This is a genomic window from Algibacter sp. L4_22 (assembly GCF_023473045.1).
Classification (GTDB): Bacteria; Bacteroidota; Bacteroidia; order Flavobacteriales; family Flavobacteriaceae; genus Algibacter.
This window is the reverse complement of sequence record NZ_JAMCOK010000006.1, coordinates 130,751-154,017: the sequence shown is the minus strand read 5'-3', so window position 1 is coordinate 154,017 and position 23,267 is coordinate 130,751. Positions and strand designations below refer to the sequence as shown.

The following is a 23,267-nucleotide window of genomic DNA, read 5'->3' as shown; positions in this document are numbered from 1 at the left end:
TAGTTGTATTATCTATAGCTTTGTTCTTAATTTTCAATATACCTTTCATCTTAATTTTTAATTTTGAAGGTGCCATTTGGGGTATTCCAACCCTGTATTTTTCAATATTTTCTATTTGGTTAATCTCAATTATTATTTCATATATCGTACTAAAACGTCATTATGAGTAATTACGCGATAATCACCATAATAATTATTTATTTAGCAGTATTGTTTTTCGTTGCTTTTCTTGCTGAAAAAAAACGAAGAAGCAAATGGGTTAATAACCCTTATGTATATACATTATCTTTAGCTGTTTATTGCTCTGCTTGGACTTATTATGGAAGTATCGGTATTGCAGCTAATTCCGGAATTAATTTTTTACCCATTTATTTAGGGCCAGTTATAGCAGCACCTTTGTGGATAATAGTGCTCAGAAAAATTATTAGGATTTCTAAACAACATAAAATTTCATCAATAGCCGATTTTATTTCACTTCGCTACGGAAATAATAGGTTTTTAGGAGCTTTAGTAACTTTAACCTGTCTATTTGGAACGCTGCCTTATATTTCATTACAACTAAAGGCTGTTTCAGAAACTTTCGAAATCATGGCCAATAAAAGTAGTTATGTTTCATCAACTATTTTAGGTGATTCTACATTTTATGTTGCTTTATTACTTGCCGTTTTTGCAGCTTTCTTTGGAACACAAAACACAGATGCTTCAGAAAAACATAAAGGAATTATCGCATCTGTTGCTTTCGAATCGGTTTTAAAACTCGTTTTCTTTTTAATCATTGGAGTGTATATCACATTTTATTTATTTGATGGTACATCCGATATTTATAATCAAATTTCAATAACCGAAAATTTTAAAGAGCTTACAACATTAGGCGGAGTAGAAGATGGCTTTAATTGGTTTTTTCTAATTGCATTATCTTTTATGTCTATTTTTTTATTACCAAGACAGTTTCAAGTTTCAGTTTTAGAAAATAATAGAGAGAAGCATCTAAAAAAAGCGATTTGGTTATTTCCGTTATACTTATTGTTATTTAACGTATTTGTTATTTTTATTGCTTGGGCAGGAAAGCTCACATTTGGTTCAGATTCAAATGCTGAATATTATACATTGTTGTTGCCTTTAGAAAATGATAATTATTTTTTAGCGGTCCTCGTTTTTCTCGGTGGGTTTTCTGCTGTTATTTCTATGGTGGTTGTGTCAACCGTTGCTTTGTCAACCATGGTAAGTAACAATTTAATTATTCCTTATGGTTTTTTAGATAAGTTTATAAAAAACCAACCGGAACGAAATTCTAAATACATAAAGAATATTCGTCGTATTTCAATTTTTACAATTATAATTGCTGCATATTTTTTCTATGTGTCATTTTCACGTGAGTTATCATTGTACTCAATAGGTTTAATTTCTTTTGTAATTATTTCTCAATTAGCACCTTCATTTTTTATTGGTTTATACTGGAATCGTGGTTCATCAAAAGCTGCTATTCTGGGTATAATTGTAGGTTTCTGTATTGCGGTTTACACCTTGGTTCTGCCATTTACATTTCAAGCTTATACTGGTACAAGCGGTTTTATACATCATGGTTTATTGGGTATTACAGCATTAAAACCTTACGCTTTGTTTGGAATCGATTTTTTAAGTCCGCCAGCGCATGCTTTCTTTTGGAGTATAACATTTAATCTTATGAGTTATTTAGTGTTTTCGCTAATTGCAAAAGGGAACTATAGAGAACGTAACTATGCAGAAATGTTTGTAGATAGTAATAATTTTTCATCACTTCAAGATAGTGCTTTGGTCTGGAAAGGTGAAGCTTACGTGCAGGATATTAAAAATGTTTTGGTTCGGTTTTTAGGTGAAAAAAGAGCGACACGTGCTTTGGCTATTTTCTTTACCAAGTATAAACTACCTCAAGATACGCAATTGGCAGATGCACGTTTAATTAATTTTTCTGAAAAACTTTTAACAGGTAGTATTGGTTCGGCTTCAGCCAAAATATTAATAGCAAGTGTGGTTAAAGAGGAGCAGATTAGTTTAGTGGAAGTTTTGAAGATCTTGGAAGAATCTAAAGAAAACATTGTTAGTAATAAAGTTTTGCTAGATAAGTCAAATGAGCTTTCTCAATTGTCTTCAAAATTAAAAGAAGCAAATGAAGAATTAATAAGTAAAGACAAACAAAAAGATGAGTTTTTAGATACGGTTGCGCACGAGCTTAAAACACCAATTACTGGTATTCGTGCAGCTACGGAGTTGCTTATGGATGAAGATGATGATATGCCACAGGAAATAAAGGCGCAGTTCTTAAAAAATATTCTTCAAGATTCTGAGCGTTTAGGGCGGTTAATACATAATATTCTAGATTTTGAAAAATTAGAAACAGGGCGATTAAATTTAGATTTACAATATCAAGACATTCAAAAAACGATTGCAAAAGCTATTGGTAGTATCTCACAAATTGCAGCAAAAAAAGAAGTGCAAATTATTAATAGTAATTTACATGCTTTTATGACAAGTTATGATGAAGATCGGATACTTCAAGTATTAACCAATTTGCTATCTAATGCCATAAAGTTTTGTCCGCCTAAAGTAGGGAAGATAGAAATAGATTATAGATTAGGAAATGAGTTAGTTGAAATCTCTGTAACCGATAATGGTAAAGGGATTCCGAAGGAAGATCACGATTTTATTTTCGACAAATTTTATCAATCTAAAGATCAAAATACAAGAAAACCGCAAGGAAGCGGGTTAGGCTTAGCGATTACTAAGCAAATTGTTGAAAAACACAAAGGAAAAATTTGGGCAAAAAAAGATGTAAAAAATGGAGCAATGCTTGTTTTTACCATCCCTTTTAAGTAAATTGTTGACTTAAAGTATGAAGAAGAAAATTTTAATTGTTGACGATGAGCCAAATATTGTAATGTCGTTAGAATACACTTTCAAAAAACAAGGCTTTGAAGTGTTTATTGCAAGAGATGGAAGTGAGGCTTTAGAGATATTAAAACATGAGATTCCTAATGTTATTTTGCTAGATGTTATGATGCCAAATGTAGATGGATATCAAACGTTAACACATATAAAAAATACGAGCAATTTAAAAGATACCAAAGTGGTGTTTTTAACTGCCAAAAATAAAGCTTCAGATATTGAGAAAGGGTTAAATCTTGGAGCTGATAAATATTTAACTAAACCTTTCTCAGTAAAAAAAATAGTTTCAGAAATACTGGAGCTTTTAGAATAAAAGTCTTTTAAAGTCTTTTTTTAAAATTGGTTTTGTGTGCAAACAAACTAAGTTTAATTAAAGTTTAAAGACATGAAATTTCGCATCACTCCATTAGCCTCAGATATTATAATTAGTATCTATGCTATTGCTACGCTATTTTTAAGGTTCAAATACGAAAATATTACAAATGTAAGTCCTGTGCTATCTATAGTTATGGGTATTTGTTTTGTGGTTATTATTTGGGTACTCATCAAGCTTAATGTGCTTAATCCTAATTGGTTTGGCTTACTTAATTCTAATAAAAAGTAAGTTATGTATTATCAAGAATTTTACCAAGAAAGCATTCAGTATCCAGAACAATTTTGGACTAAACACGCTAATAAATTGGATTGGTTTAAAGCGCCAAAAACAATTCTATCTAAAGATAAATACGATCATAATCAATGGTTTGAAGATGGACAACTTAATTTAAGTTATTTGTGCATAGACAAGCATATTAAAGATGGTTTTGGTACTCAAAATGCAATTATTTTTGACTCTCCAGTTACAAATACTAAGCAACATATTACTTTCAATCAATTACACCAAGAAGTTTCAAAGCTTGCTGGTGGATTGCAAAATTTAGGACTTAAAAAAGGAGATACTTGCATTATTTATATGCCAATGATTCCGCAGGCATTGTATGCTATGTTGGCTTGTGTTAGAATTGGTGTTATTCATTCAGTGGTGTTTGGTGGTTTTGCACCGCACGAACTTGCTATTAGAATAGATGATTGTAAACCTAAAGCCATTATAACGGCTTCTAACGGAATAGAAATAAAACGTATTATTCCTTACAAACCTTTTGTAGATGAAGCAATTGATAAGGCCGAAAATAAACCAGAACATGTTATTGTATTCGATAGAGAATTAGATGTTGAGATTCCGAAGAAAGATTACGATGTAGATTACGCAACCTTAGTAGAAAAATCTCCATCAATTGAAGCTGTTTTTGTAGAATCTACACACCCTTCTTATATATTATATACCTCCGGAACTACAGGAACACCGAAAGGAATTATTAGAGACACAGGTGGTTATGCCACGGCATTAAAATTCTCTATGAAATATATTTATGGTCTAGATGAAGGAGATACCTTTTGGGCAGCTAGTGATGTAGGTTGGGTTGTTGGGCATAGTTATATTGTATATGGACCTTTGATAAATAGAAATACAACCATTTTATTTGAAGGCAAACCTATAAGAACACCAGATGCTTCAACTTTTTGGCGTGTTATTAGTGAGCATAATGTAAAAGTAATGTTTACGGCTCCAACAGCGATTAGAGCTATAAAAAAAGAAGATCCAAATGGAGAGTTGCTAGAGCAATTTGATATGTCTTGTTTAAAATATCAGTTTTTAGCGGGAGAACGGTGTGATGTGGCAACTTTAACTTGGACAGAAGAAAAATTAAAAGTACCCGTTATAGATCATTGGTGGCAAACTGAAAGTGGTTGGCCCATGTTGGCTAATATGGTTGGTGTAGAATTACAACCTATAAAACCTGGGTCTGCAAGCTTTCCTGTTTGTGGTTATGATATACAAATTGTAAATAAAGAAGGAAAAGAAGTAGAAGCTGGAGTAGAAGGGTTTGTTGCAGTAAAATTACCATTACCACCGGGAATGTTAAGTAATCTTTGGGGGAATCCAGAGCGTTTTAAAGCGGGTTATCTAGATCGTTTTCTAGGTTATTATTTTTCTGGAGATGGTGGGTATAAAGATGAGGATGGTTATGTTTTTATCACTGGTCGTGTAGACGATATTATAAATGTAGCTGGACACAGATTATCTACTGCCGAAATGGAAGAAATTGTAGCCTCACACAAAGCAGTTGCAGAATGTGCTGTTTTTGGAGTTCACTGTGAAATAAAAGGACAAAAACCATTAGGATTGGTTGTTTTAAAATCTGATGAAATTTCTGAAGATAATAAGATTCAAAAAGAAATAGTACAAGATGTAAGACGTGAAATAGGAGCTGTTGCATCCTTTAAAGATGTGCTAGTTGTTAAGCGATTACCAAAAACACGTTCGGGCAAAATTTTAAGGAAATTATTGAGAAATATAGCAGATGAACATCAGTATAATACACCATCAACCATTGATGATGTTAACATAATAGAAGAAATAAAATTAATATATCAAGCCCATAATATCGGGATTCATAAATAAAAAGCTAATTAATAATGAGTAATTATCACATAAAACATTTAGAAGAATATTATCAAGTATATAGAAAGTCTGTTCGTAATCCCGAAGCTTTTTGGGAAGAAATAGCTGAAGAGCATTTTCTATGGCGAAAGAAATGGGATAATGTATTAAGTTGGGATTTTAAAAAACCAGAAATCAAATGGTTTGAAGGTGCAAAATTAAATATTACGGAAAATTGCATTGATAGGCATTTGTCTACAAGAGGCGATAAAACAGCTATATTATTTGAACCAAATGATCCCAAAGAAGCAGCACAGCACATTACTTATCAAGACTTATATCATCGTGTAAATAAGTTTGCAAATGTATTGAAAGCTAAAGGAGTTAAAAAAGGAGATCGCGTCTGTATTTATCTGCCTATGATTCCAGAATTAGCAATTTCCGTATTAGCTTGTGCTCGAATTGGAGCAATACATTCTGTTGTATTTGCGGGTTTTTCATCTATAGCCTTATCAACTAGAATTAATGATAGTGATTGCAAGATGGTCATTACTTCAGATGGTTCATATCGTGGTGCAAAAACGATCGATTTAAAAGTGATTGTAGATGACGCATTAAACGATTGTAAATGTGTAGAATCTGTTTTAGTGGTAAAGCGTATCAATACAGATATTTATATGAAAGAAGGACGTGATGAATGGCTTCAACCTTTATTAGATGAAGCTTCAGACGAACTTGCTGCCACTGTTATGGATGCTGAAGATCCTTTGTTTATACTATATACTTCTGGTTCTACAGGTATGCCAAAAGGAATGGTGCATACAACGGGAGGCTATATGGTTTATAGTGCCTATACTTTTAAGAATGTTTTTCAATATAAAGAAAATGATATCTATTGGTGTACGGCAGATATTGGATGGATAACAGGACATAGTTATATTGTTTATGGTCCGTTAGCAAATGGAGCAACAACCGTTATGTTTGAGGGCGTACCGAGCTATCCAGATTATGGTCGTTTTTGGGAGATTGTAGAAAAGCATAAAATTACACAATTTTACACTGCACCTACGGCGATTAGAGCGTTAGCCAAAGAAGGCGTAGAGCACGTTGAAAAGTTCGATTTATCATCCTTAAAAGTTTTAGGAACTGTTGGAGAGCCAATTAACGAAGAGGCTTGGCACTGGTATGATGATAATATTGGTAAGAAAAAATCACCAATTGTAGATACGTGGTGGCAAACCGAAACAGGAGGTATTATGATAACGCCTATTCCTTTTTGTACACCCACAAAACCAACGTATGCAACACTACCGTTTATTGGTGTTCAGCCCGTATTAATGGATGAAAATGGTAAAGAAATAAAAGGCAATCAAGCCGATGGTCGTTTATGTGTAAAATTCCCTTGGCCAAGTATGGCTAGAACTATTTGGGGAAACCATCAACGTTATAAAGATACTTATTTTTCAGCTTATGAAAACATGTATTTTACAGGCGATGGCGCACTTCGAGATGAGGTTGGTTATTACAGAATTACAGGTAGAGTGGATGATGTTATTATTGTATCTGGTCATAATCTAGGAACTGCACCAATAGAAGATGCTATAAATGAACATCCAGCGGTTTCTGAAAGTGCAATAGTTGGCTTTCCACACGATGTAAAAGGAAATGCATTGTATGGTTATGTAATTTTAAAAGAAACAGGAGAAGGAAGAAACCATGATAATTTAAGAAAAGAAATCAATCAAATTATTACCGAACAAATAGGCCCAATTGCTAAGCTAAATAAAATTCAATTTACAAATGAACTACCGAAAACGCGTTCTGGAAAAATTATGCGTCGTATTCTTAGAAAAATAGCAAGTAATGACACCAGTAATCTAGGAGATACTAGTACGTTATTAAACCCTGAATGTGTTCAAAATATCATGGATAACGTTTTGTAAATAATTAATTTTAAATAGAAATAAAGTTAATTTTTATTAAAAGCGTTGGTAAGATATCTTATCAACGCTTTTTTTTAACTCTTTTATTAATGGGGAAACTAGCTTGGAGAATAAAAAGACTCGTTGAATAGATCAATTTTTATGTAGGTGAGAAGTGACTAACATGTTCAAGCCTTTAAAAGCTCAAAATCAATATTTAATAATTGCAGTATATGTTCTTTGTTTTTTATATAAATAATTTTTTTATGTATTTCAATAATTCCTTCATCTTTAAACTGTTTAAGGCTTCTTCCCAAACTTTCGGGAGAAGTGCCAATAATATTAGCCAAATCTTCTCGTGTTAAATCAATACCACTTCTTTCGTCTTGTTTTTGAAATCGATTATCAAGAATAAGCAAATTAATAGCCAAGCGTGCATTTAGATTTTTTTGTGCTAATACAGCAATAATATTAGCAAGAACACCAAATTCATGACCTATATTTTTTATAAAAGTTTGTTGTAAAGCAGGTATTTCCTTTAAAAGTTGAAAAAAAACATCTTTGGGTATAAAGTTTACTTCCAAATCTTCCAATGCCTCACAAGAATCTTGATAGCGTTCTTCACCAAATAAAGCATGATATCCTAAAACATCGCCAGGCGTATAGATGTAAAAAATTTGTTCTGTTCCCGAAAAACCGCGTTTAAACTTTTTTGCTTTCCCTTTATTAATTTGAAAGATTCCTGTAGGAACACCTTCTTCATAAAACAAAAGACTTCCCTTCTTTATTATTAACGGTTCCATAGTTTCGAGAACTAATTTTTTTTCATTAGAAGTTAATGCTTCAAAAAGGAGCTTACTTTGAAAATCAAATTGTGAATAGAAGTTTTTCATCAGTCAAATATATGACAAATAACATATAAAAACATAACATTTGTTGGGTTTTGAAATAACTTTTGTTGTATTTTTGTGGTCGATTTAACTTAATATGTATTATGAATACATAATTAGTTTTATTAATAGAGGGAGCAGTCCTTCTTAGATGTTCTGGATTTCTACAAGCAATCGTTACTAATGCGTAACGACAATATAATTTATATAATGGTTACTAATAAAAAAGGTTTTGAGGTTTTATATGATGGTACAATAAGTAAATCGTTGGCTTTCTCAAAAAACGAAAGGGAACAATTAGGATTGCGAGGTTTGCTTCCGTATTCTATTGTAAATCAAAGCGTTCAAGTGAAGCGTGTGATAGAGGGCTTGCGCCGGAAAGATTCGGATATTGAACGATATATTATGCTTTCTGCGCTTCAAGACAGAAATGAAAAGCTCTATTATAGAATAGCCAGTGAATATATAGAAGAAATTATGCCTATAATTTATACACCTACAGTTGGTGAAGCTTGTACAAAATTTTCTCATATTTTTAGACGAGCTAAAGGTTTTTATATAACACCTGATGATAAGGGGGAAATGCTAAAAATTCTTGAAAATTGGCCAGAAAAGGATATACGAGTTATTGTGATAACCGATGGACAGCGAATCTTGGGTTTAGGGGATTTAGGGGCAAACGGTATGGGAATACCTATAGGCAAGTTAGCATTGTATACGGCATGCGCCGGAATACACCCTAATCAATGCTTGCCAGTAATGCTAGATGTAGGTACGAATAATAAAGAAATACGAGAAGATATAATGTATTTGGGGTATCCCAAAGAACGAATTGAAGGCGAGGCATATTTAGAGTTGGTTAATGAATTTGTAATGGCTGTTCAAGAAAAATATCCAGATGCTTTAATACAATTTGAAGATTTTTTAACGCCTAATGCTTATGCTTTATTGAATATTTATAAAGATAAAACATTATGTTTTAATGACGATATTCAGGGTACCGCAGCTGTTGCTTTGGCAGGTTTGTATGCAACCACACGGATTACAGATATTCTATTTTCAGATTTAAAAATTATGTTTTTAGGTGCCGGCTCTGCAGCAACAGGAATAGCCGATTTGTTGGTTTTGGCATTAGTAAAAGAAGGATTAACCAAACAAGAAGCCTTGGAGCGCTTATGGTTTGTTGATATAAATGGATTAGTTGTCTCTGGAAGAACAGATTTAATGCCACATAATTTACCCTATGCCCACAATCATAATCAATTAAATTTTATCGAATCGATTAACACAATTAAACCACATGCAATAATTGGTGCCACTGGAGCCTTTGGAGCTTTTTCAAAAGAGGTGATTGAGGCTATGAGTGACATTAATGAACGTCCTATAATTTTTGCTTTGTCTAACCCAACATCAAAGGCGGAGTGTACAGCAGAGCAAGCTTATTTGTGGAGTAAGGGGAAGGCTGTTTTTGCAAGCGGTAGTCCTTTTGATAAGGTTAAACTTAATGGAAAGGAATATCGTCCCGGACAAGGAAACAATGCTTATATTTTTCCAGGAATAGGATTAGGGGTTATTGTTGCAAAAGCGACAATAATTCCAGACGAAATATTCCTAACTGCAGCTAAAACGCTTTCTGAAATGGTAAGCGATAAAAACATAGTTGAAGGTGCCATATATCCTAAATTAAATGAAATCCAGAGCATTTCATTGGAGATTGCTTTATCTGTCGCTGAAAAAGCATTTGAATTGGGTATTACCAGAATAGAAAGACCAAAAAATTTAAAGCAAACTATTTCCGATTATATGTATAACCCTTATTATTAAAGACTATTTGTTTTATTATTTTATGCAAAAAGGAACAAAACGATACAGTGTCTTAAAACTAAAATGTCCACGTTGTCAAATCGGAAATTTATTCAATAATCCAGGACTTTTTGTGTTTTCAAGAATCTTAGAAATGCCTGATAAATGTCCGCATTGTAAGCAAGATTTTAAGTTGGAACCAGGGTTTTATACAGCGGCTTTATGGATTAGTTATCCTATCGTGCTTATCATTTTTGTCCCTTTAATTGTATTGGGGTATTCATTGGATAATATTAGTGGGTTTTTCAAAATTATTTATCCATTTATTATAGTCTTAAGTTTAATGCTACAGATACCGTTAATGCGTGTTGCGAGAGCTGTTTTGTTGAATATAACTATTGATTATAATGCAAATTATTAAGAAATAATAACAGGTTAAAAATCAATATTTAATTAGTAAACTAATGAACAAAGAATTTGTACCAAAATTATTTTCTCTTTTAAAAGAAGGGATATCAAAAGAAACATTGACTAAAGATATTCTTTCGGGATTAATTGTAGGAATTGTTGCTTTACCATTGGCCATCGCTTTTGCTATTGCCTCTGGTGTTTCTCCCGAAAAGGGAATTTTAACAGCCATTATTGCAGGTATCGTTATTTCTACTTTTGGAGGTAGCCGGGTTCAAATTGGAGGGCCAACTGGCGCTTTTATTGTTATTGTCTATGGTATTGTTCAAGAATATGGTACAGATGGCTTAACCATTGCTACTTTTATGGCCGGTTTTATTATTATTGGTTTTGGATTAGCTCGGCTTGGAAATTTGCTAAAATACATTCCTTACTCTCTTATTGTGGGGTTTACAAGTGGGATTGCACTTGTTATTTTCTCCTCTCAAATTAATGACTTTTTTGGGCTTCATATTGCTAAAGTTCCTGCTAATTTTATAGATAAATGGGTGGTGTATTTTAATAATTTCTACAAAATTAATTGGTATGCTATTGGTATTGCTGTTGTAACAATATTTATTACAATTTATTTTCAAAAGCTATTTAAAAAAATCCCAGGGTCTATTATAGCTATATTATTATCTACTATAGTGGTGGTTATATTTGATATTCCTGTGGATACTATTGAAAGTAATTTTGGAACTATTTCAAATAAATTGGGCTTACCACATATTCCAAATGTTAATTTCGAAACCATTCAAGCACTTATTCAGCCAGCATTTGCCATTGCTATTTTGGGAAGTATAGAATCACTCCTGTCTGCCGTGGTTTCAGATTCAATGATTGGGGGTAAACATCGTACAAATATGGAATTGGTAGCGCAGGGAGGAGCAAATATAATGTCGTCTCTTTTTGGAGGTATTCCTGCAACAGGAGCCATTGCAAGAACAGCAACTAATGTAAAAAATGGAGGGCGAACACCCATTGCTGGTATCGTTCACGCTTTGGTTTTATTGGCCATTATGCTTTTATTCGGACCCTATGCTAAATTAATACCTATGTCATGTTTAGCCGGTGTTTTAATGGTTGTTGCTTACCATATGAGTGAATGGAAACAATTCAGATCTATTCTAAAAGGCAATAGAATGGATATTATTATTTTACTTACCACTTTTTTTCTTACCGTTGTTTTCGACTTGGTAATTGCTATAGAAATTGGGATTGTGTTATCTAGTTTTATGTTTATGAAAAGAATGAGTAAATCTATGGATATTCAGGGATTTTCATCTGAAAACAGAAAAAGTGAACATCTTTTTGATGATGAATTATTGGATCTTCCTGAAGGTGTTACTTTATATGAAATTAATGGGCCATTATTTTTTGGAGCGGCCAGACAATTTCAGGAAACCATTACCAATACACATTTGCAGCCTAAAGTTATTATAATTAGAATGCGGTATGTACCATTAATTGATGCTACAGGGTATCAAAGTATAAAAGAAATAATAAAAACCTATAAGGCGAGGAAAATAAAAGTTATTATTTCTGGTATTGGAAAAGACTTAAGAAAAGATTTTGAGAAAAATGAGGTGTTTTCATTTATAGAAAATGATTTTGTAGTTGAAGAGATTCATTCAGCCATTAAAATAGCTAAAGAAAATAATTAGTCTCCTAGATATTTGCGGCAAAAGACTTCTATCATTCCAAAACTCTACAATCACAAGCTGTTGTCGGTTTTCCGTCAATAGCTTTAAATGCAGATTCAATAGCTTCTTTTCGATATGTTTTATTCTCAAAACCGGGGTAGATATTTGCAAACTGGATGTTTTCACCTTCATCATCTTTACCTTGCAATTCGTATCTAATAAATACTTTTGTGCCTAACGGAGCATAATAATACACGAACCAAGCATTAGATTCTCTTAAGCCAATACAGCCGTTAGAATATGCCTTACCCAAAGTAGCCATATTAGTTGTAGGATGAATAAGTTGCCCAAAACGACGACCATCAATTTCTGGCTCTATCCAAGGTATTGCAGGTAATTTGGTGACTTTATTATCATCTCGTTTTGTGGCGTAATATTTATGGTTGTCTTTTGGGTTGATAAAAACAGGCGTTTTGTTAACTCTTACTATTTTTCCTATTCCAGGTTTTGTCCGCATATCAACTTCGCGTTTTGCCATTTCTAAATACCGTTTGTTATTCTGGCCAACTCTAACAGGAAACGTATAGCTAACTTTACCGTTTTCTATAATTCGAAGTTTAAATTCGGGTATATTAACATCGATATAAGTGTTTGCCATTCGTTCCTTTATTTTCTGAGTTTGTAGAGAATCTGGAATACTAATTATTTGGTCTTTTACAAGTGCAAATAGCGCCTGCGAATCTTCATTAAAAACACCTTTTTCTTTTAAGTAATAATAATCGGTATGTGCCAAAGTATCTAATATCCAAGGATTAAACCTTACAATAATATACTCGTCAATGGGATAACTATTTTTTTGATTGAGAACAGTAACCAGACTGTCCATCCACTTAAAGTATACACGTATAGGGACATCTTTATTTACAACAATTTTATTATTAATAACCGGTTTCTTTAGAACGCTTTCTTTTTTTATGGGTGGATTATTAGTAGTGTTTGAATCTAATACGGTGTTTTTTTTATTAAAATTGGCACAACCAGTAAAACAAATAAATGATATACAGAATAGAAACCCTAGTGCTTTTAGTTGGGTCTTCTGTTTAGTCGTAGAAAAAGTAATACTTGTGGGGTCTTTTATCTGTATCATAATTAACCATTTTAATTACCAAAATAGACTTATAAAGCGTATTTCGAAATGATAGATATCAGTACTTCAGAATTTAGTAAAATATTGTTTTTTTAAATAGTGAGCTGTAAGTTGATATTAATGAATTAGATAATAGTAGAAAATTAAATAGTTTAAAGCGGCAGAAACTATTTACAGCTATGGCGGATATTCCAATAATTTATATTTAATAAGAACATGAGTTGTAAAATACGTTTCTCTGTTAGCTTCAACTAACATCTTTACTGCCTGATAATTATCATTGCCATTTTTTTAAGAGGATGCTATATTTGATAGAAGAATAATTTCTTCATGGTTTTATATCCTAACATGACTATGAAAAATATTGGAATTTAATCGGATAGTGAAGAAACCATATTATCACAGGACGATAGAACGGAAATACATTAGTGCTTTATGGAAAAGGATTTGCTTTTTTACAATTTGAAAATGAGGTATTTGTAATTCTCGGATATTTCTTCTTCTAAAAAGTGTTTCAATTTCATTCTTTCATTAATAATAAAAATATAAATGGCCATTGAAAACTACAATATAAAAGGTCTTACAGATAGTGAAGTACTTGAAGCACGTGAAAAGTATGGGCAAAACATCTTGAATTTTAAGAAAGAAAGCGGATTTATTTATGCCATTAAGAATATCATTAAAGAACCAATGGTTATACTGTTATTGGTTACTTCTACAATATATTTTATAACAGGAAATTTCGGTGACGGCCTTTTTTTAGCTGTCGCCATTGTATTGGTTGCTACAATTTCCTTGTACCAAGATTCTAGAAGTCGAAATGCTTTAGAAAAATTAAAAATATACACACAACCTAATTGCAAGGTTATTAGAGCAGGTAAAGTTATCGAAATAAATAGTGAAGAACTAGTTATTGGAGATAGTATGATGGTTGAGGAAGGTGCTACAATTCCAGCAGATGGTATTATTGTTCATTCTAATGATTTTTCGGTTAATGAATCTATACTTACAGGAGAATCTTTTTCGGTCAACAAAAATCAAACAGCGGAACGTAATGTAATATATATGGGCACCATGATAGCTAGCGGATTGGCTATTGCAACGGTAACCCATATTGGTAATGCAACCAAATTAGGTGAAATAGGTAAAAGTCTTGAAGATGTATTAGAAGAAAAAACACCGTTAGAATTACAAATTAACAATTTTGTAAAGAAAATGGTTATCGCAGGTATTGCCGTTTTTATATTGGTTTGGGGTGTTAATTATTTTAAGTCTTATAATTTACTAGATAGTTTACTGAAAGCATTAACGCTTGCTATGAGTATCTTACCAGAGGAAATTCCCGTTGCTTTTACAACCTTTATGGCTATGGGTGCTTGGCGACTTATGAAAATGGGAGTTGTTGTAAAAGAGATGAAAACGGTTGAAACTTTAGGAAGTGCAACGGTGATCTGTACGGATAAAACCGGAACAATTACAGAAAATAAAATGAGCCTTGCTAAGCTTTATTGTGCAGTAAGCAGAAAAATTACTTCAACTAAAGAAACGCTAAATAAAAATGAAAAAGAACTTGTGCGTATGGCTATGTGGGCAAGCGAACCTATTCCTTTCGATCCTATGGAAATAGCATTGCATGAAAGTTATAAACGTCTTTTTACGGTAGATGAAAGACCAAACTATAAAATGTTTCACGAATATCCTTTGAATGGGAAACCACCAATGATGACGCATATTTTTCAGGACGATTCAGGCCATCGAATAATTGCCGCCAAAGGAGCGCCAGAAGCCTTGCTAAACGTATCAATTCTTACACCTAAAGAAAGAAAAGAAATAGAAGAAGCTATAAACTTGCTCGCAAATGATGGATATCGCGTTTTAGGAGTAGGTCACACTACTTTTAATGGAGATGTTTTCCCTTCTAAACAACAAGATTTCAAATTTGCCTTCAAAGGGTTAGTGGCTTTTTATGATCCTCCAAAGCAAAATATCCAATCTGTTTTTGAAGATTTTAATACTGCCGGAATTAATGTAAAGATCATTACAGGCGATAATTCTGCAACCACCATGGCAATTGCAAAGCAAATTGGTTTTAGAGGTTATGAATACAGTATTTCTGGTGATGAGTTAATGAAAATACCCGATTCTGAATTGTTAAAAACAGTTTCTGAAATTCAAATATTTACACGAATGTTTCCAGATGCCAAATTAAAAATTATCAATGCATTAAAGGCAAATGGAGAAGTGGTTGCTATGGTAGGTGATGGCGTAAATGATGGGCCTGCATTAAAAAGTGCTCATATTGGGATTGCCATGGGGAAAAAAGGAACTGAAATAGCAAAAGATTCTGCGTCATTGATATTAGTGGATGATGATTTGTCTAAAATGGTAGATGCTGTGGCTATGGGCAGAAAAATTTATAGTAATTTAAAAAAGGCCATTCAGTATATTATATCCATCCATATACCTATAATATTAACGGTATTCATTCCGTTGGTATTAGGTTGGGTTTATCCTAACATTTTATCTCCTGTGCATATTATTTTATTAGAATTAATAATGGGGCCTACTTGTTCTATTGTTTATGAAAATGAGCCTATGGAAAAGAATACTATGTATCAAAAGCCTCGTCCTTTTACCACTAAGTTTTTTAAAGGGAAAGAGTTAATAACCAGTGTTATTCAGGGATTAATGATTACTGTAGGAGTTCTTATGGCCTATCAATATGCAGTGTTGCAAGGTTATAACGAATCTATTACAAGAACGATGGTCTTTACGGTTCTTATGTCGGCCAATATATTTCTAACCTTTGTAAACCGTTCTTTTTATTATTCAGTTTTTACCACCATCAAGTATAAAAATAGATTAATTTCTTTAATCATTGGTATTACCGTTTTTATTAGCGCATTGTTATTGTTTGTTAAACCCTTTAATAAATTCTTCCAATTCGAAATATTGAATACTTCACTCATAATTACAAGTATTGGTATTGGTTTTTTATCTGTTATTTGGTATGAAGTGGTAAAATGGTTTAAGAGAAGAAATAATATGTCTTCAAATAATCTAGTTTAGGAGATTGTTTTGAAACTAGAATTCAAAATAGTAACCCTAAAAATTATATCTTACAAAATTAGTATTAGCGAGTCTTTTTATTAGTTGCTTCTTTTTTTAAGTGAATAAACTATGGTTTTTACTGAAGCTACCTGTTAACTAATATGTTTGTGTTGAAATTATAGCCATAAAAAAACAGAAAACACTCAACCGAAAAACAATGGTATTAGAATGCACGAAACCGAACAATACGAAACCTATGAAAATGATATTACAGTGCGTATTAATATAATTTAAAAATGGTTTAAAACGAACTATTAAAAAAAAAATAGGGATAGCTAAAAAAAGACTAAACAATTAGTATATTTATAATAATTTAAGAACGTATTTTAGCTTCGATTTAAGAAAACCAACTAAGGTACAGATGAATCCAAATATCAAATACAAATCATATCGAAGAAATAATGTAAGTTTGCCTGAATAAATAATTTATAAAAAGCATAGCTCAATCCGTTTTTTGATTTATAATGAGCTAAAAAAAATATTTTAAAAAGGTATAAATGAAACTAAAAAAGTCGGCCTATTTCGGTATGTTATATTTCCTTAAGGTAAATGGAGTAACAAACTAAATGACTGGAAGCTAAAGTTATCATTTTAACAAAATATGCGAGATTAAAAGTATGAGTTTAGAAAAATTAAAATTTAGAAGACAATTTTTACTATCACCAAAGTCTTGCTTTGAATTGGAGGGCTGGAATAAGGAATTATTAGGAGAGCATGAGTTGTATGTGCATCCAGATTGTTTAAAAACTGTAGTTACCACTAACGGTAAAAAAGGAGTGTTGCTCGGGCATATATTGAACCCAAGGAAATCAGACCTAACAAATACTTCTATTTTAGAATCTCTATTGGAACAAAATAATGAGCAAGGTATTGCTGAGGTTTTGTACGAGTTAGTTGGTAGGTTTGTATTAATTATTGAGGAGAACAATACTTTTACTTTTTTTAATGATGCCTGTGGTTTAAAGTCTTTTTTTTACACGCAATACAATAATGACTTTTATGCGGCTTCACAACCTTTACTTTTAAAACTAGTTACCAAAGACCTTATTGTGGAAGGGGAGCGTTACAAGAGCTACCATAATTCAGATTATGTAAAAGGAAGTAAGGAGCACTGGTTTCCTAGTGGTACTTCATTATATAAAGATGTATACCATTTAGTGGCGAATCATTATTTAAAAAGTGAGTCATTAGAGCAAACAAGATATTGGCCAATTAAAAATTTAGAAATTGGTGGTTATGAAGAATCCAAAGAAAAATTTGCCGAGCTTTTAAAACTTACAATGGAAGCTGGTAGTAAAAAGTATAATCTTGGTTTAGGTCTTACAAGTGGTTATGATAGCCGAATATTACTAAGCGCTAGTAAAGATGCTGCAGAGCACATGTTGTTTTACACGTTGCAATATAGAAATCTCGATAAAAATTCCAATGATATAAGGATACCTGTTTCTTTAACAAGCAAACTTAAAATACCTCATCAGGTTATGGATTGCCGCATTCCTATTACTGATTCATTCAAAAAAGTGTATTTAGAAAATTCAGATATGGCACATCTCGATGATTGGGGTACTATTGCTTATGGTATTTCTCAGAATTTACCAAAGGATACAATGTCTGTTAAAGGAAGTTGCTCAGAAACAGGGCGTTGTTTCTTTTATAAAAATGGGGTTCATCCTAAATTTAACTCTAGTCAAGATTTCATTGATACCTACCCTAAATGGAAAGGGATTCCTTTTATCGAAGAACGTATGTTGGTGTGGTATGATGAAGTTAAACAATCAAAAAATAATAAAGGTTATAACATTCTAGACTTATTTCATTGGGAAGTGAGTACGGGTAGTTGGCAAACGCAGAGTCAGTTAGAGTGGGATATTGTTCATGATACCTTTACACCTTTTAACAATCGTGAATTGTTAGATCTTATGCTTCATATAGATACAAAGTATCGGTCAAAACCAAATTATGTTTTATACAGGGATACGATGAAGATGCTTTGGCCAGAAGTCTTACTGGAGCCTATAAATCCTGAGACTTCCAAAGTGAAATTAAAACAAAAAATTAAAAGCGTATTAGTAAAAATAGGTTTAGAAAAATATAATAAATAGGCACTTGTTTTGTTTAGAGAAAAAAAATTTAATTAAGAGTTTTTCTCCATAATGGTTTGATAATTACTTTTAAGAGGTTGTCTGTTTATAAAATTTACAGGTAATATTTCGAGAGTAAATTGGCTTATTTTTTTTAAGATCATATATAAATATTTCAGTTACTTCTATGAAAGCAAAACTTATATCTAGTTCCAAACAATTTGTAAATTTTATTAAAAAGTATAATTATAACCATAGTCATCATACTATGGCTAAAAATGCCCTTAAAACTATTGAGTCTATTAAAGGTAGAACTAACCCCAAGTTGATTAATCTGTCTAATGAATATGCAAAAGATGTATTAGGGTGGAGTGGTTATGCGCCATGGCTTAAAGCTTATAGTGCTATGGTTGGCGAATTTAAAGAAGGATGGATTCCGGAAAATTATTTCGGAAGCGTTATTGTGCCTAAACTTCAAGGTGAGGTAGGAAAAACTTCTTTTTTGAAACCTTTATCAAAAAAACTCTTTAATAGTTTCGATTTTCCAGATGTGGGGCATTTTGTAAATGGAACGTTTTATTCAGAAAATTATCAATGTATTAAAGATACTCATGTTGCTCAATATTTATTTAAAGATACGGATAAAGTTGTTTTTAAGATCAATAATTCTGCGCAAGGTATGGGAGTCATAGTTGTGGATCAGGAATCTTTTAATCTTAGTCAAGTGAAGCGTTTGGGCGATGGTGTTTTTCAAAAGTATATTAAACAACATTCATTTTTTAATCAAATAATGCCTAATTCGGTTTCTACTATTCGTGTACTCACTGTATTGACTAATGATGGCAAAGCATCAGTAAGGGCTGTTTATCTTAGAGTTGGAAGAAATCGAGACTCTCATGTTATGTCAAGTTCACAAATATCCATTCCTGTTGATGTGGAAAATGGTGAATTGAATAATTTAGGTTATTCTAAATCTTGGTATACGCTAGATACTCATCCAGATACAGGGTTTGAATTCAGGAACAAGAAAATTCCAAATTTTGATAAAATCATTAAAAAATCACTTGAATTGCAGAGTTCCATGCCTTTTGTAAAATGTATTGGTTGGGATCTGATTCTAGATGAAAATGATAACGTTCAGGTTATGGAATGGAATGGTTTTCATACAGGTATTGGTTTTGCAGAATTCACGCAAGGTCCTTGTTTTAAAGGCTTAGGGTGGGAGAGTCTTTGGAAATAAATTATAAGGCCATTTAAAAAGATATATTTAAGGTTATAATCTTTATGAATAAAGAACTTATAAAAGTGTTGAGGTCTATTTTTTAATTTGAAGAAATAATAAAGTAAAAGAGCATCATGTTAAAAATGGAATCAATTGTAAGTAAAACGTGGTTTAATAATTAAGAAATATTTGTTTTTCATTCATATTTTATAGTTCTTATACTTTTAAATTAAACTAATTTTTAAAATCATGGAACAAACACCAGCGCCAACATTAATTTGTATCCCGGATATTAGCGGATTCACTGAGTTTATGAGTTCCACCGATATTGAGTTAAGCTCACAAATAATACCAGCACTTTTAAATAAGGTCATTTATTCCAATAACATAGGATTAAAAGTTTCGGAGATTGAAGGTGATGCCATTTTATTTTTTAAAACAGGACGATTACCCACATTCAAAGCTTTGGTAGAACAATGTAGATTATTTTACACCGAATTTTATAAGCAATTAAATCTGTTGGATCAAAAATATGGGTATCGCGCAAAAGGTGTTGATATTCCCGATGTTTTAGGCTTAAAAATAATTTTGCATTTTGGAGAAAAAATTAGTGCCGTTCAAATAGGAAAAAATATAAAACTTATGGGCGAAGATGTTATTATAGCCCATCGTTTGTTAAAAAATAAAATTCCTTTTAATGAGTACATCTTACTTTCTGGAAATATATTGGAGCAATATAAAGGGGAAGATTTAGAACATAATTTTGGCTGGGGCCAATTGCATGAAAATGATACTACCTACAAACATATTGGCGATGTTAGTTATAATTATATTAATTTAGAACCTTTGATAGAATAAAAAGCCAGTATTAAAAATGGGTTCTTAAAATATTGTAATTGGTTTATCTACTTAAGGTTATCAAATATGCCAAAAACAAGTTGAAACATGTTCTGTTCTTGATTGATTAATCTTTTTCTGAAAATGAGATCTATAAAACCCAGTTAATATTGAAATTCTCGAATTTACACGATTTACTACTTCATAAATCATGATTACCACCATTATTGACGTTTAGTTACACATTCTAATTAAATTTTTAAAATACCTTTATAGATTACGGGTTTAGTACCCTAAAAGGTTTTTGAATTTGAGGTTTTAATGTTTTTTAATGTGAATAGCTATTTATAAGGAAAGTGCATCTCAAAAAAATATGCCCATATTTTGAGTAAAACGCAATTTAATAACAGCAAACGTTTGGTAGTTTACCGTATTTTTTAGTTCTTAGACTGCTAATTAATCTTAGTAATTGAAAGTATGGAACTAACCCCAGCTTCAACATTAATTTGTAACCCAGATATTAGCGAATTCCCTGATCTTATGAGTTTTACACATACGGAGTTTAACTCGCAAATATTTCCCTCATTTTTAAATAAAGTTATTTATCCCAATGCTGTGGGGTTAAGAGTTTCAGAAACTGTAGGCGATGCTATTAGTCACATTGTGGCGTTTAATTTCGGTTTTAATTTTAAAGGTTCGTTTTTTTGGCAATGGTTATACGTTTTTGTAGAAGCAATGGCACACCTATATACACTAAGTTTTAAGTTTCGTAATCGATTTTCTACCTTTAATCGATTAAATATTAGGTTAATTTCGCACAAACAATGTATTTCATCGAATAAATATTGTGTTATAGCGTTTTTCGTGATAAAAGTAGTATTCTTGAATTCCCAAAACACTTAACCTATGAAATTAATAAACAAACCTCGCGCAAAACGTATGCTACCAATAGGAATTCTATTATCAACGATACTCTTATCTTGTAGTACTGAAAATGAAGAGCTTTTCGTAGAGGAAGCCGCTGTTACCAAAGATGCTGGTAGTAATGAAGACGTTGATACATATTATGTTGGAGATGATAATTTTACGGTCAGATCCAGTAAAACACAAGTTTTTGATGTTTTAATAAATGATAATATCCCTAATTTTCATGAAGTTAGAATTTCTGATGTATCCAAACCAACAAATGGAACTATAACAGTAAACGAAGATCATACTATTGAGTATGTTGCTCCTATAAGCGGTTCAGAAATTAGTGATACCTTTACCTATACTGTTGAAGCGCTTGATGGTAATGGTGAATTATTTACAGGCACAGGGGATGTTACTGTTATTGTGAGTGCTGAAAGTAAAAATTATTTATTTACTGCTGAGGCGAAAAAAACGCTTAGAGATCGGTTTACTAATGGCTATATTACTGGTGTTGGATTTACAGATGATTTTATTGTTATTAAAGATAATTTAGATTCTTTTAAAGAAGACCCAACACAGTATAGACCTACTTATGGTGAATCTCCTTTGTATTATAAAGAAAGACAAATTTTATCTCATTCTGCACTTTATGCTTATGCACTGGATAATGTAGAAGTAGCTAATGCTGTTGCTTCAGAAATATTAGCTACTATTAGGGCTAATGATTTGAATACTTCTTATTTTAGTGGTATGACAGATCTGCGTGCTATGAATTCATATATGATTCAAACGTCTTCTATTAAAAAAATGAAGGATTCATATACGCTTACTAAGCATGTTCAAGATGTTTTAACCGATGAGGAAAAAGCATTAATCAATGAGTGGTTCGCAACGTATAAAAATATTTTGTATAAATGGTTTAGAAGTTATACGGAAACATATTGGGGAGTTGGATGGGATATAAGCGGTATATCTAAATTTAAACCCGAAGGCATATATCCTTATGAGTACGGCGATCCATATCCTATTAAAGATGTTAACGGAAATTCTAACATGGATTATACAATGGCTTGGGCACAAGATATATTTAATAATAGAATTTTAGATGCTTTAATATATTTGGAATCATGGGCAGTCAGTAATAGTGATCTTGAAATAGAAAATTTTTGTAGAGAATTATTTAAAAATGTTATTAAATACGGTACGTTTTCTGATGGAACCTTTTGGGAGTTGATAAGAAACAAAAGTGTTTATGATAATTCATACGGTGTTTATTATACCAATGTAAGTTTGACGACATTAATTTCTATGGCACATTTGGACGCAATGGCAAATCACTTTCCCGGAGATAAACTTTATGATTATAAAACAACAGATGGCATAGTCCAAGGGTCAACGAACTTAACAATTTTAGGCTATGCAGGAAGTAGTACGACGGACGGTATTACTCAAAAAAGCCTTAAAACTTTGATTATGGGACAATCTAAATATTTAAGAAATTCAGCTAACGGAGGTTGGAATGATATACGGTTTTACAATAACGAACCTTTGTCAATTGTGGGGAGAAGACATAATTCTGTTCTTGCCGCTATGGCTAATTTGTATTACAATGATGTTGATTTAAAAAATTATTATTTATTTAATAGCAGTGTCGGTTATCCTTCTAAAAAACAAATTGTTGAGGGTTATGGTTTGCCCGAAGATTATGGCGCTTGGGGAAATCTTATTATTGGAGGAGCTTGGTTTGAGCAGGAAAATAATTTTTTTAAATAAAAAATTAAAGCCTTGTAAATGTTACAAGGCTTTTTTTATATAAAAAAATAAATATTAACTTAATAGATGATT

The 23,267-nt window shown here is 32.0% G+C and carries 16 protein-coding genes; 14 read left to right on the top strand and 2 right to left on the bottom strand.

Annotated elements, in window-relative coordinates; genetic code table 11:
* Window positions 1–162 precede the first annotated feature (162 nt).
* The 5 genes from M4I23_RS15805 to acs all read left to right on the top strand — a co-directional run bounded on the left by M4I23_RS15805 (window position 163) and on the right by acs (window position 7,347).
* Window positions 163–2,853: a sensor histidine kinase gene (locus M4I23_RS15805; RefSeq protein ID WP_249755059.1), complete on the top strand. Its 2,691-nt coding sequence runs from the start codon at window positions 163–165 to the stop codon at window positions 2,851–2,853.
* Window positions 2,854–2,869: 16 nt separating this feature from the next.
* The gene (locus M4I23_RS15800; protein WP_158847853.1) at window positions 2,870–3,235 is read left to right on the top strand and encodes a response regulator transcription factor; all 366 of its coding nucleotides are present in this window, start codon (window positions 2,870–2,872) and stop codon (window positions 3,233–3,235) included.
* A gap of 72 nt (window positions 3,236–3,307) precedes the next feature.
* Window positions 3,308–3,526, top strand: a complete 219-nt coding sequence (locus M4I23_RS15795; protein WP_158847855.1) for a hypothetical protein — start codon at window positions 3,308–3,310, stop codon at window positions 3,524–3,526.
* A gap of 3 nt (window positions 3,527–3,529) precedes the next feature.
* Complete coding sequence (locus M4I23_RS15790) at window positions 3,530–5,425, top strand: acetate--CoA ligase (protein WP_249755058.1); 1,896 nt, start codon at window positions 3,530–3,532, stop codon at window positions 5,423–5,425.
* A gap of 14 nt (window positions 5,426–5,439) precedes the next feature.
* A complete protein-coding gene (gene acs / locus M4I23_RS15785; RefSeq protein WP_249755057.1) occupies window positions 5,440–7,347 on the top strand; it encodes an acetate--CoA ligase in 1,908 nt (635 codons plus the stop codon).
* A gap of 167 nt (window positions 7,348–7,514) precedes the next feature.
* Here acs and M4I23_RS15780 read toward each other — a convergent pair whose 3' ends face one another.
* Window positions 7,515–8,219 (bottom strand): Crp/Fnr family transcriptional regulator, encoded by a 705-nt coding sequence (locus M4I23_RS15780; protein WP_158847862.1) that lies wholly within the window; start codon window positions 8,217–8,219, stop codon window positions 7,515–7,517.
* A 207-nt stretch (window positions 8,220–8,426) separates the two neighbouring features.
* Here M4I23_RS15780 and M4I23_RS15775 point away from each other — a divergent pair, with 207 nt between their 5' ends.
* The 3 genes from M4I23_RS15775 to M4I23_RS15765 are packed head-to-tail and all read left to right on the top strand — an operon-like array spanning window position 8,427 to window position 12,133.
* Entirely contained in the window at window positions 8,427–10,040 is a 1,614-nt protein-coding gene (locus M4I23_RS15775; RefSeq protein ID WP_158847864.1) for an NAD-dependent malic enzyme, read from the top strand.
* A gap of 22 nt (window positions 10,041–10,062) precedes the next feature.
* Complete coding sequence (locus tag M4I23_RS15770) at window positions 10,063–10,440, top strand: DUF983 domain-containing protein (RefSeq protein ID WP_249755056.1); 378 nt, start codon at window positions 10,063–10,065, stop codon at window positions 10,438–10,440.
* A gap of 43 nt (window positions 10,441–10,483) precedes the next feature.
* Window positions 10,484–12,133: a SulP family inorganic anion transporter gene (locus tag M4I23_RS15765; RefSeq protein ID WP_249755055.1), complete on the top strand. Its 1,650-nt coding sequence runs from the start codon at window positions 10,484–10,486 to the stop codon at window positions 12,131–12,133.
* A 31-nt stretch (window positions 12,134–12,164) separates the two neighbouring features.
* On the opposite strand, the gene M4I23_RS15760 is transcribed toward M4I23_RS15765, so the two are convergent.
* Window positions 12,165–13,259: a L,D-transpeptidase gene (locus tag M4I23_RS15760; RefSeq protein WP_249755054.1), complete on the bottom strand. Its 1,095-nt coding sequence runs from the start codon at window positions 13,257–13,259 to the stop codon at window positions 12,165–12,167.
* Window positions 13,260–13,808: 549 nt separating this feature from the next.
* Here M4I23_RS15760 and M4I23_RS15755 point away from each other — a divergent pair.
* The 6 genes from M4I23_RS15755 to M4I23_RS15730 all read left to right on the top strand — a co-directional run bounded on the left by M4I23_RS15755 (window position 13,809) and on the right by M4I23_RS15730 (window position 23,195).
* A complete protein-coding gene (locus tag M4I23_RS15755) occupies window positions 13,809–16,328 on the top strand; it encodes a cation-translocating P-type ATPase (RefSeq protein WP_249755053.1) in 2,520 nt (839 codons plus the stop codon).
* Between the two features lie 659 nt (window positions 16,329–16,987).
* Window positions 16,988–18,472, top strand: coding sequence for a hypothetical protein (locus M4I23_RS15750; RefSeq protein WP_249755052.1), 1,485 nt, complete (start codon window positions 16,988–16,990; stop codon window positions 18,470–18,472).
* A gap of 166 nt (window positions 18,473–18,638) precedes the next feature.
* Window positions 18,639–19,691, top strand: a complete 1,053-nt coding sequence (locus M4I23_RS15745; RefSeq protein ID WP_249755051.1) for a sugar-transfer associated ATP-grasp domain-containing protein — start codon at window positions 18,639–18,641, stop codon at window positions 19,689–19,691.
* A 231-nt stretch (window positions 19,692–19,922) separates the two neighbouring features.
* Window positions 19,923–20,531: a DUF2652 domain-containing protein gene (locus M4I23_RS15740; RefSeq protein WP_249755050.1), complete on the top strand. Its 609-nt coding sequence runs from the start codon at window positions 19,923–19,925 to the stop codon at window positions 20,529–20,531.
* 456 nt (window positions 20,532–20,987) lie between these two features.
* Window positions 20,988–21,413, top strand: coding sequence for a hypothetical protein (locus M4I23_RS15735; RefSeq protein WP_249755049.1), 426 nt, complete (start codon window positions 20,988–20,990; stop codon window positions 21,411–21,413).
* Window positions 21,414–21,416: 3 nt separating this feature from the next.
* Complete coding sequence (locus M4I23_RS15730; RefSeq protein WP_249755048.1) at window positions 21,417–23,195, top strand: Ig-like domain-containing protein; 1,779 nt, start codon at window positions 21,417–21,419, stop codon at window positions 23,193–23,195.
* Window positions 23,196–23,267: the final 72 nt, after the last annotated feature.

Excerpts from the sequence above, each read along its gene's own strand:
- M4I23_RS15805 (WP_249755059.1), top strand. The coding sequence starts at position 163 with ATGAGTAATTACGCGATAATCACCATAATAATTATTTATTTAGCAGTA.
- M4I23_RS15800 (WP_158847853.1), top strand. The coding sequence starts at position 2,870 with ATGAAGAAGAAAATTTTAATTGTTGACGATGAGCCAAATATTGTAATG.
- M4I23_RS15795 (WP_158847855.1), top strand. The coding sequence starts at position 3,308 with ATGAAATTTCGCATCACTCCATTAGCCTCAGATATTATAATTAGTATC.
- M4I23_RS15790 (WP_249755058.1), top strand. The coding sequence starts at position 3,530 with ATGTATTATCAAGAATTTTACCAAGAAAGCATTCAGTATCCAGAACAA.
- acs (WP_249755057.1), top strand. The coding sequence starts at position 5,440 with ATGAGTAATTATCACATAAAACATTTAGAAGAATATTATCAAGTATAT.
- M4I23_RS15780 (WP_158847862.1), bottom strand. The coding sequence starts at position 8,219 with ATGAAAAACTTCTATTCACAATTTGATTTTCAAAGTAAGCTCCTTTTT.
- M4I23_RS15775 (WP_158847864.1), top strand. The coding sequence starts at position 8,427 with ATGGTTACTAATAAAAAAGGTTTTGAGGTTTTATATGATGGTACAATA.
- M4I23_RS15770 (WP_249755056.1), top strand. The coding sequence starts at position 10,063 with ATGCAAAAAGGAACAAAACGATACAGTGTCTTAAAACTAAAATGTCCA.
- M4I23_RS15765 (WP_249755055.1), top strand. The coding sequence starts at position 10,484 with ATGAACAAAGAATTTGTACCAAAATTATTTTCTCTTTTAAAAGAAGGG.
- M4I23_RS15760 (WP_249755054.1), bottom strand. The coding sequence starts at position 13,259 with ATGATACAGATAAAAGACCCCACAAGTATTACTTTTTCTACGACTAAA.
- M4I23_RS15755 (WP_249755053.1), top strand. The coding sequence starts at position 13,809 with ATGGCCATTGAAAACTACAATATAAAAGGTCTTACAGATAGTGAAGTA.
- M4I23_RS15750 (WP_249755052.1), top strand. The coding sequence starts at position 16,988 with ATGAGTTTAGAAAAATTAAAATTTAGAAGACAATTTTTACTATCACCA.
- M4I23_RS15745 (WP_249755051.1), top strand. The coding sequence starts at position 18,639 with ATGAAAGCAAAACTTATATCTAGTTCCAAACAATTTGTAAATTTTATT.
- M4I23_RS15740 (WP_249755050.1), top strand. The coding sequence starts at position 19,923 with ATGGAACAAACACCAGCGCCAACATTAATTTGTATCCCGGATATTAGC.
- M4I23_RS15735 (WP_249755049.1), top strand. The coding sequence starts at position 20,988 with ATGGAACTAACCCCAGCTTCAACATTAATTTGTAACCCAGATATTAGC.
- M4I23_RS15730 (WP_249755048.1), top strand. The coding sequence starts at position 21,417 with ATGAAATTAATAAACAAACCTCGCGCAAAACGTATGCTACCAATAGGA.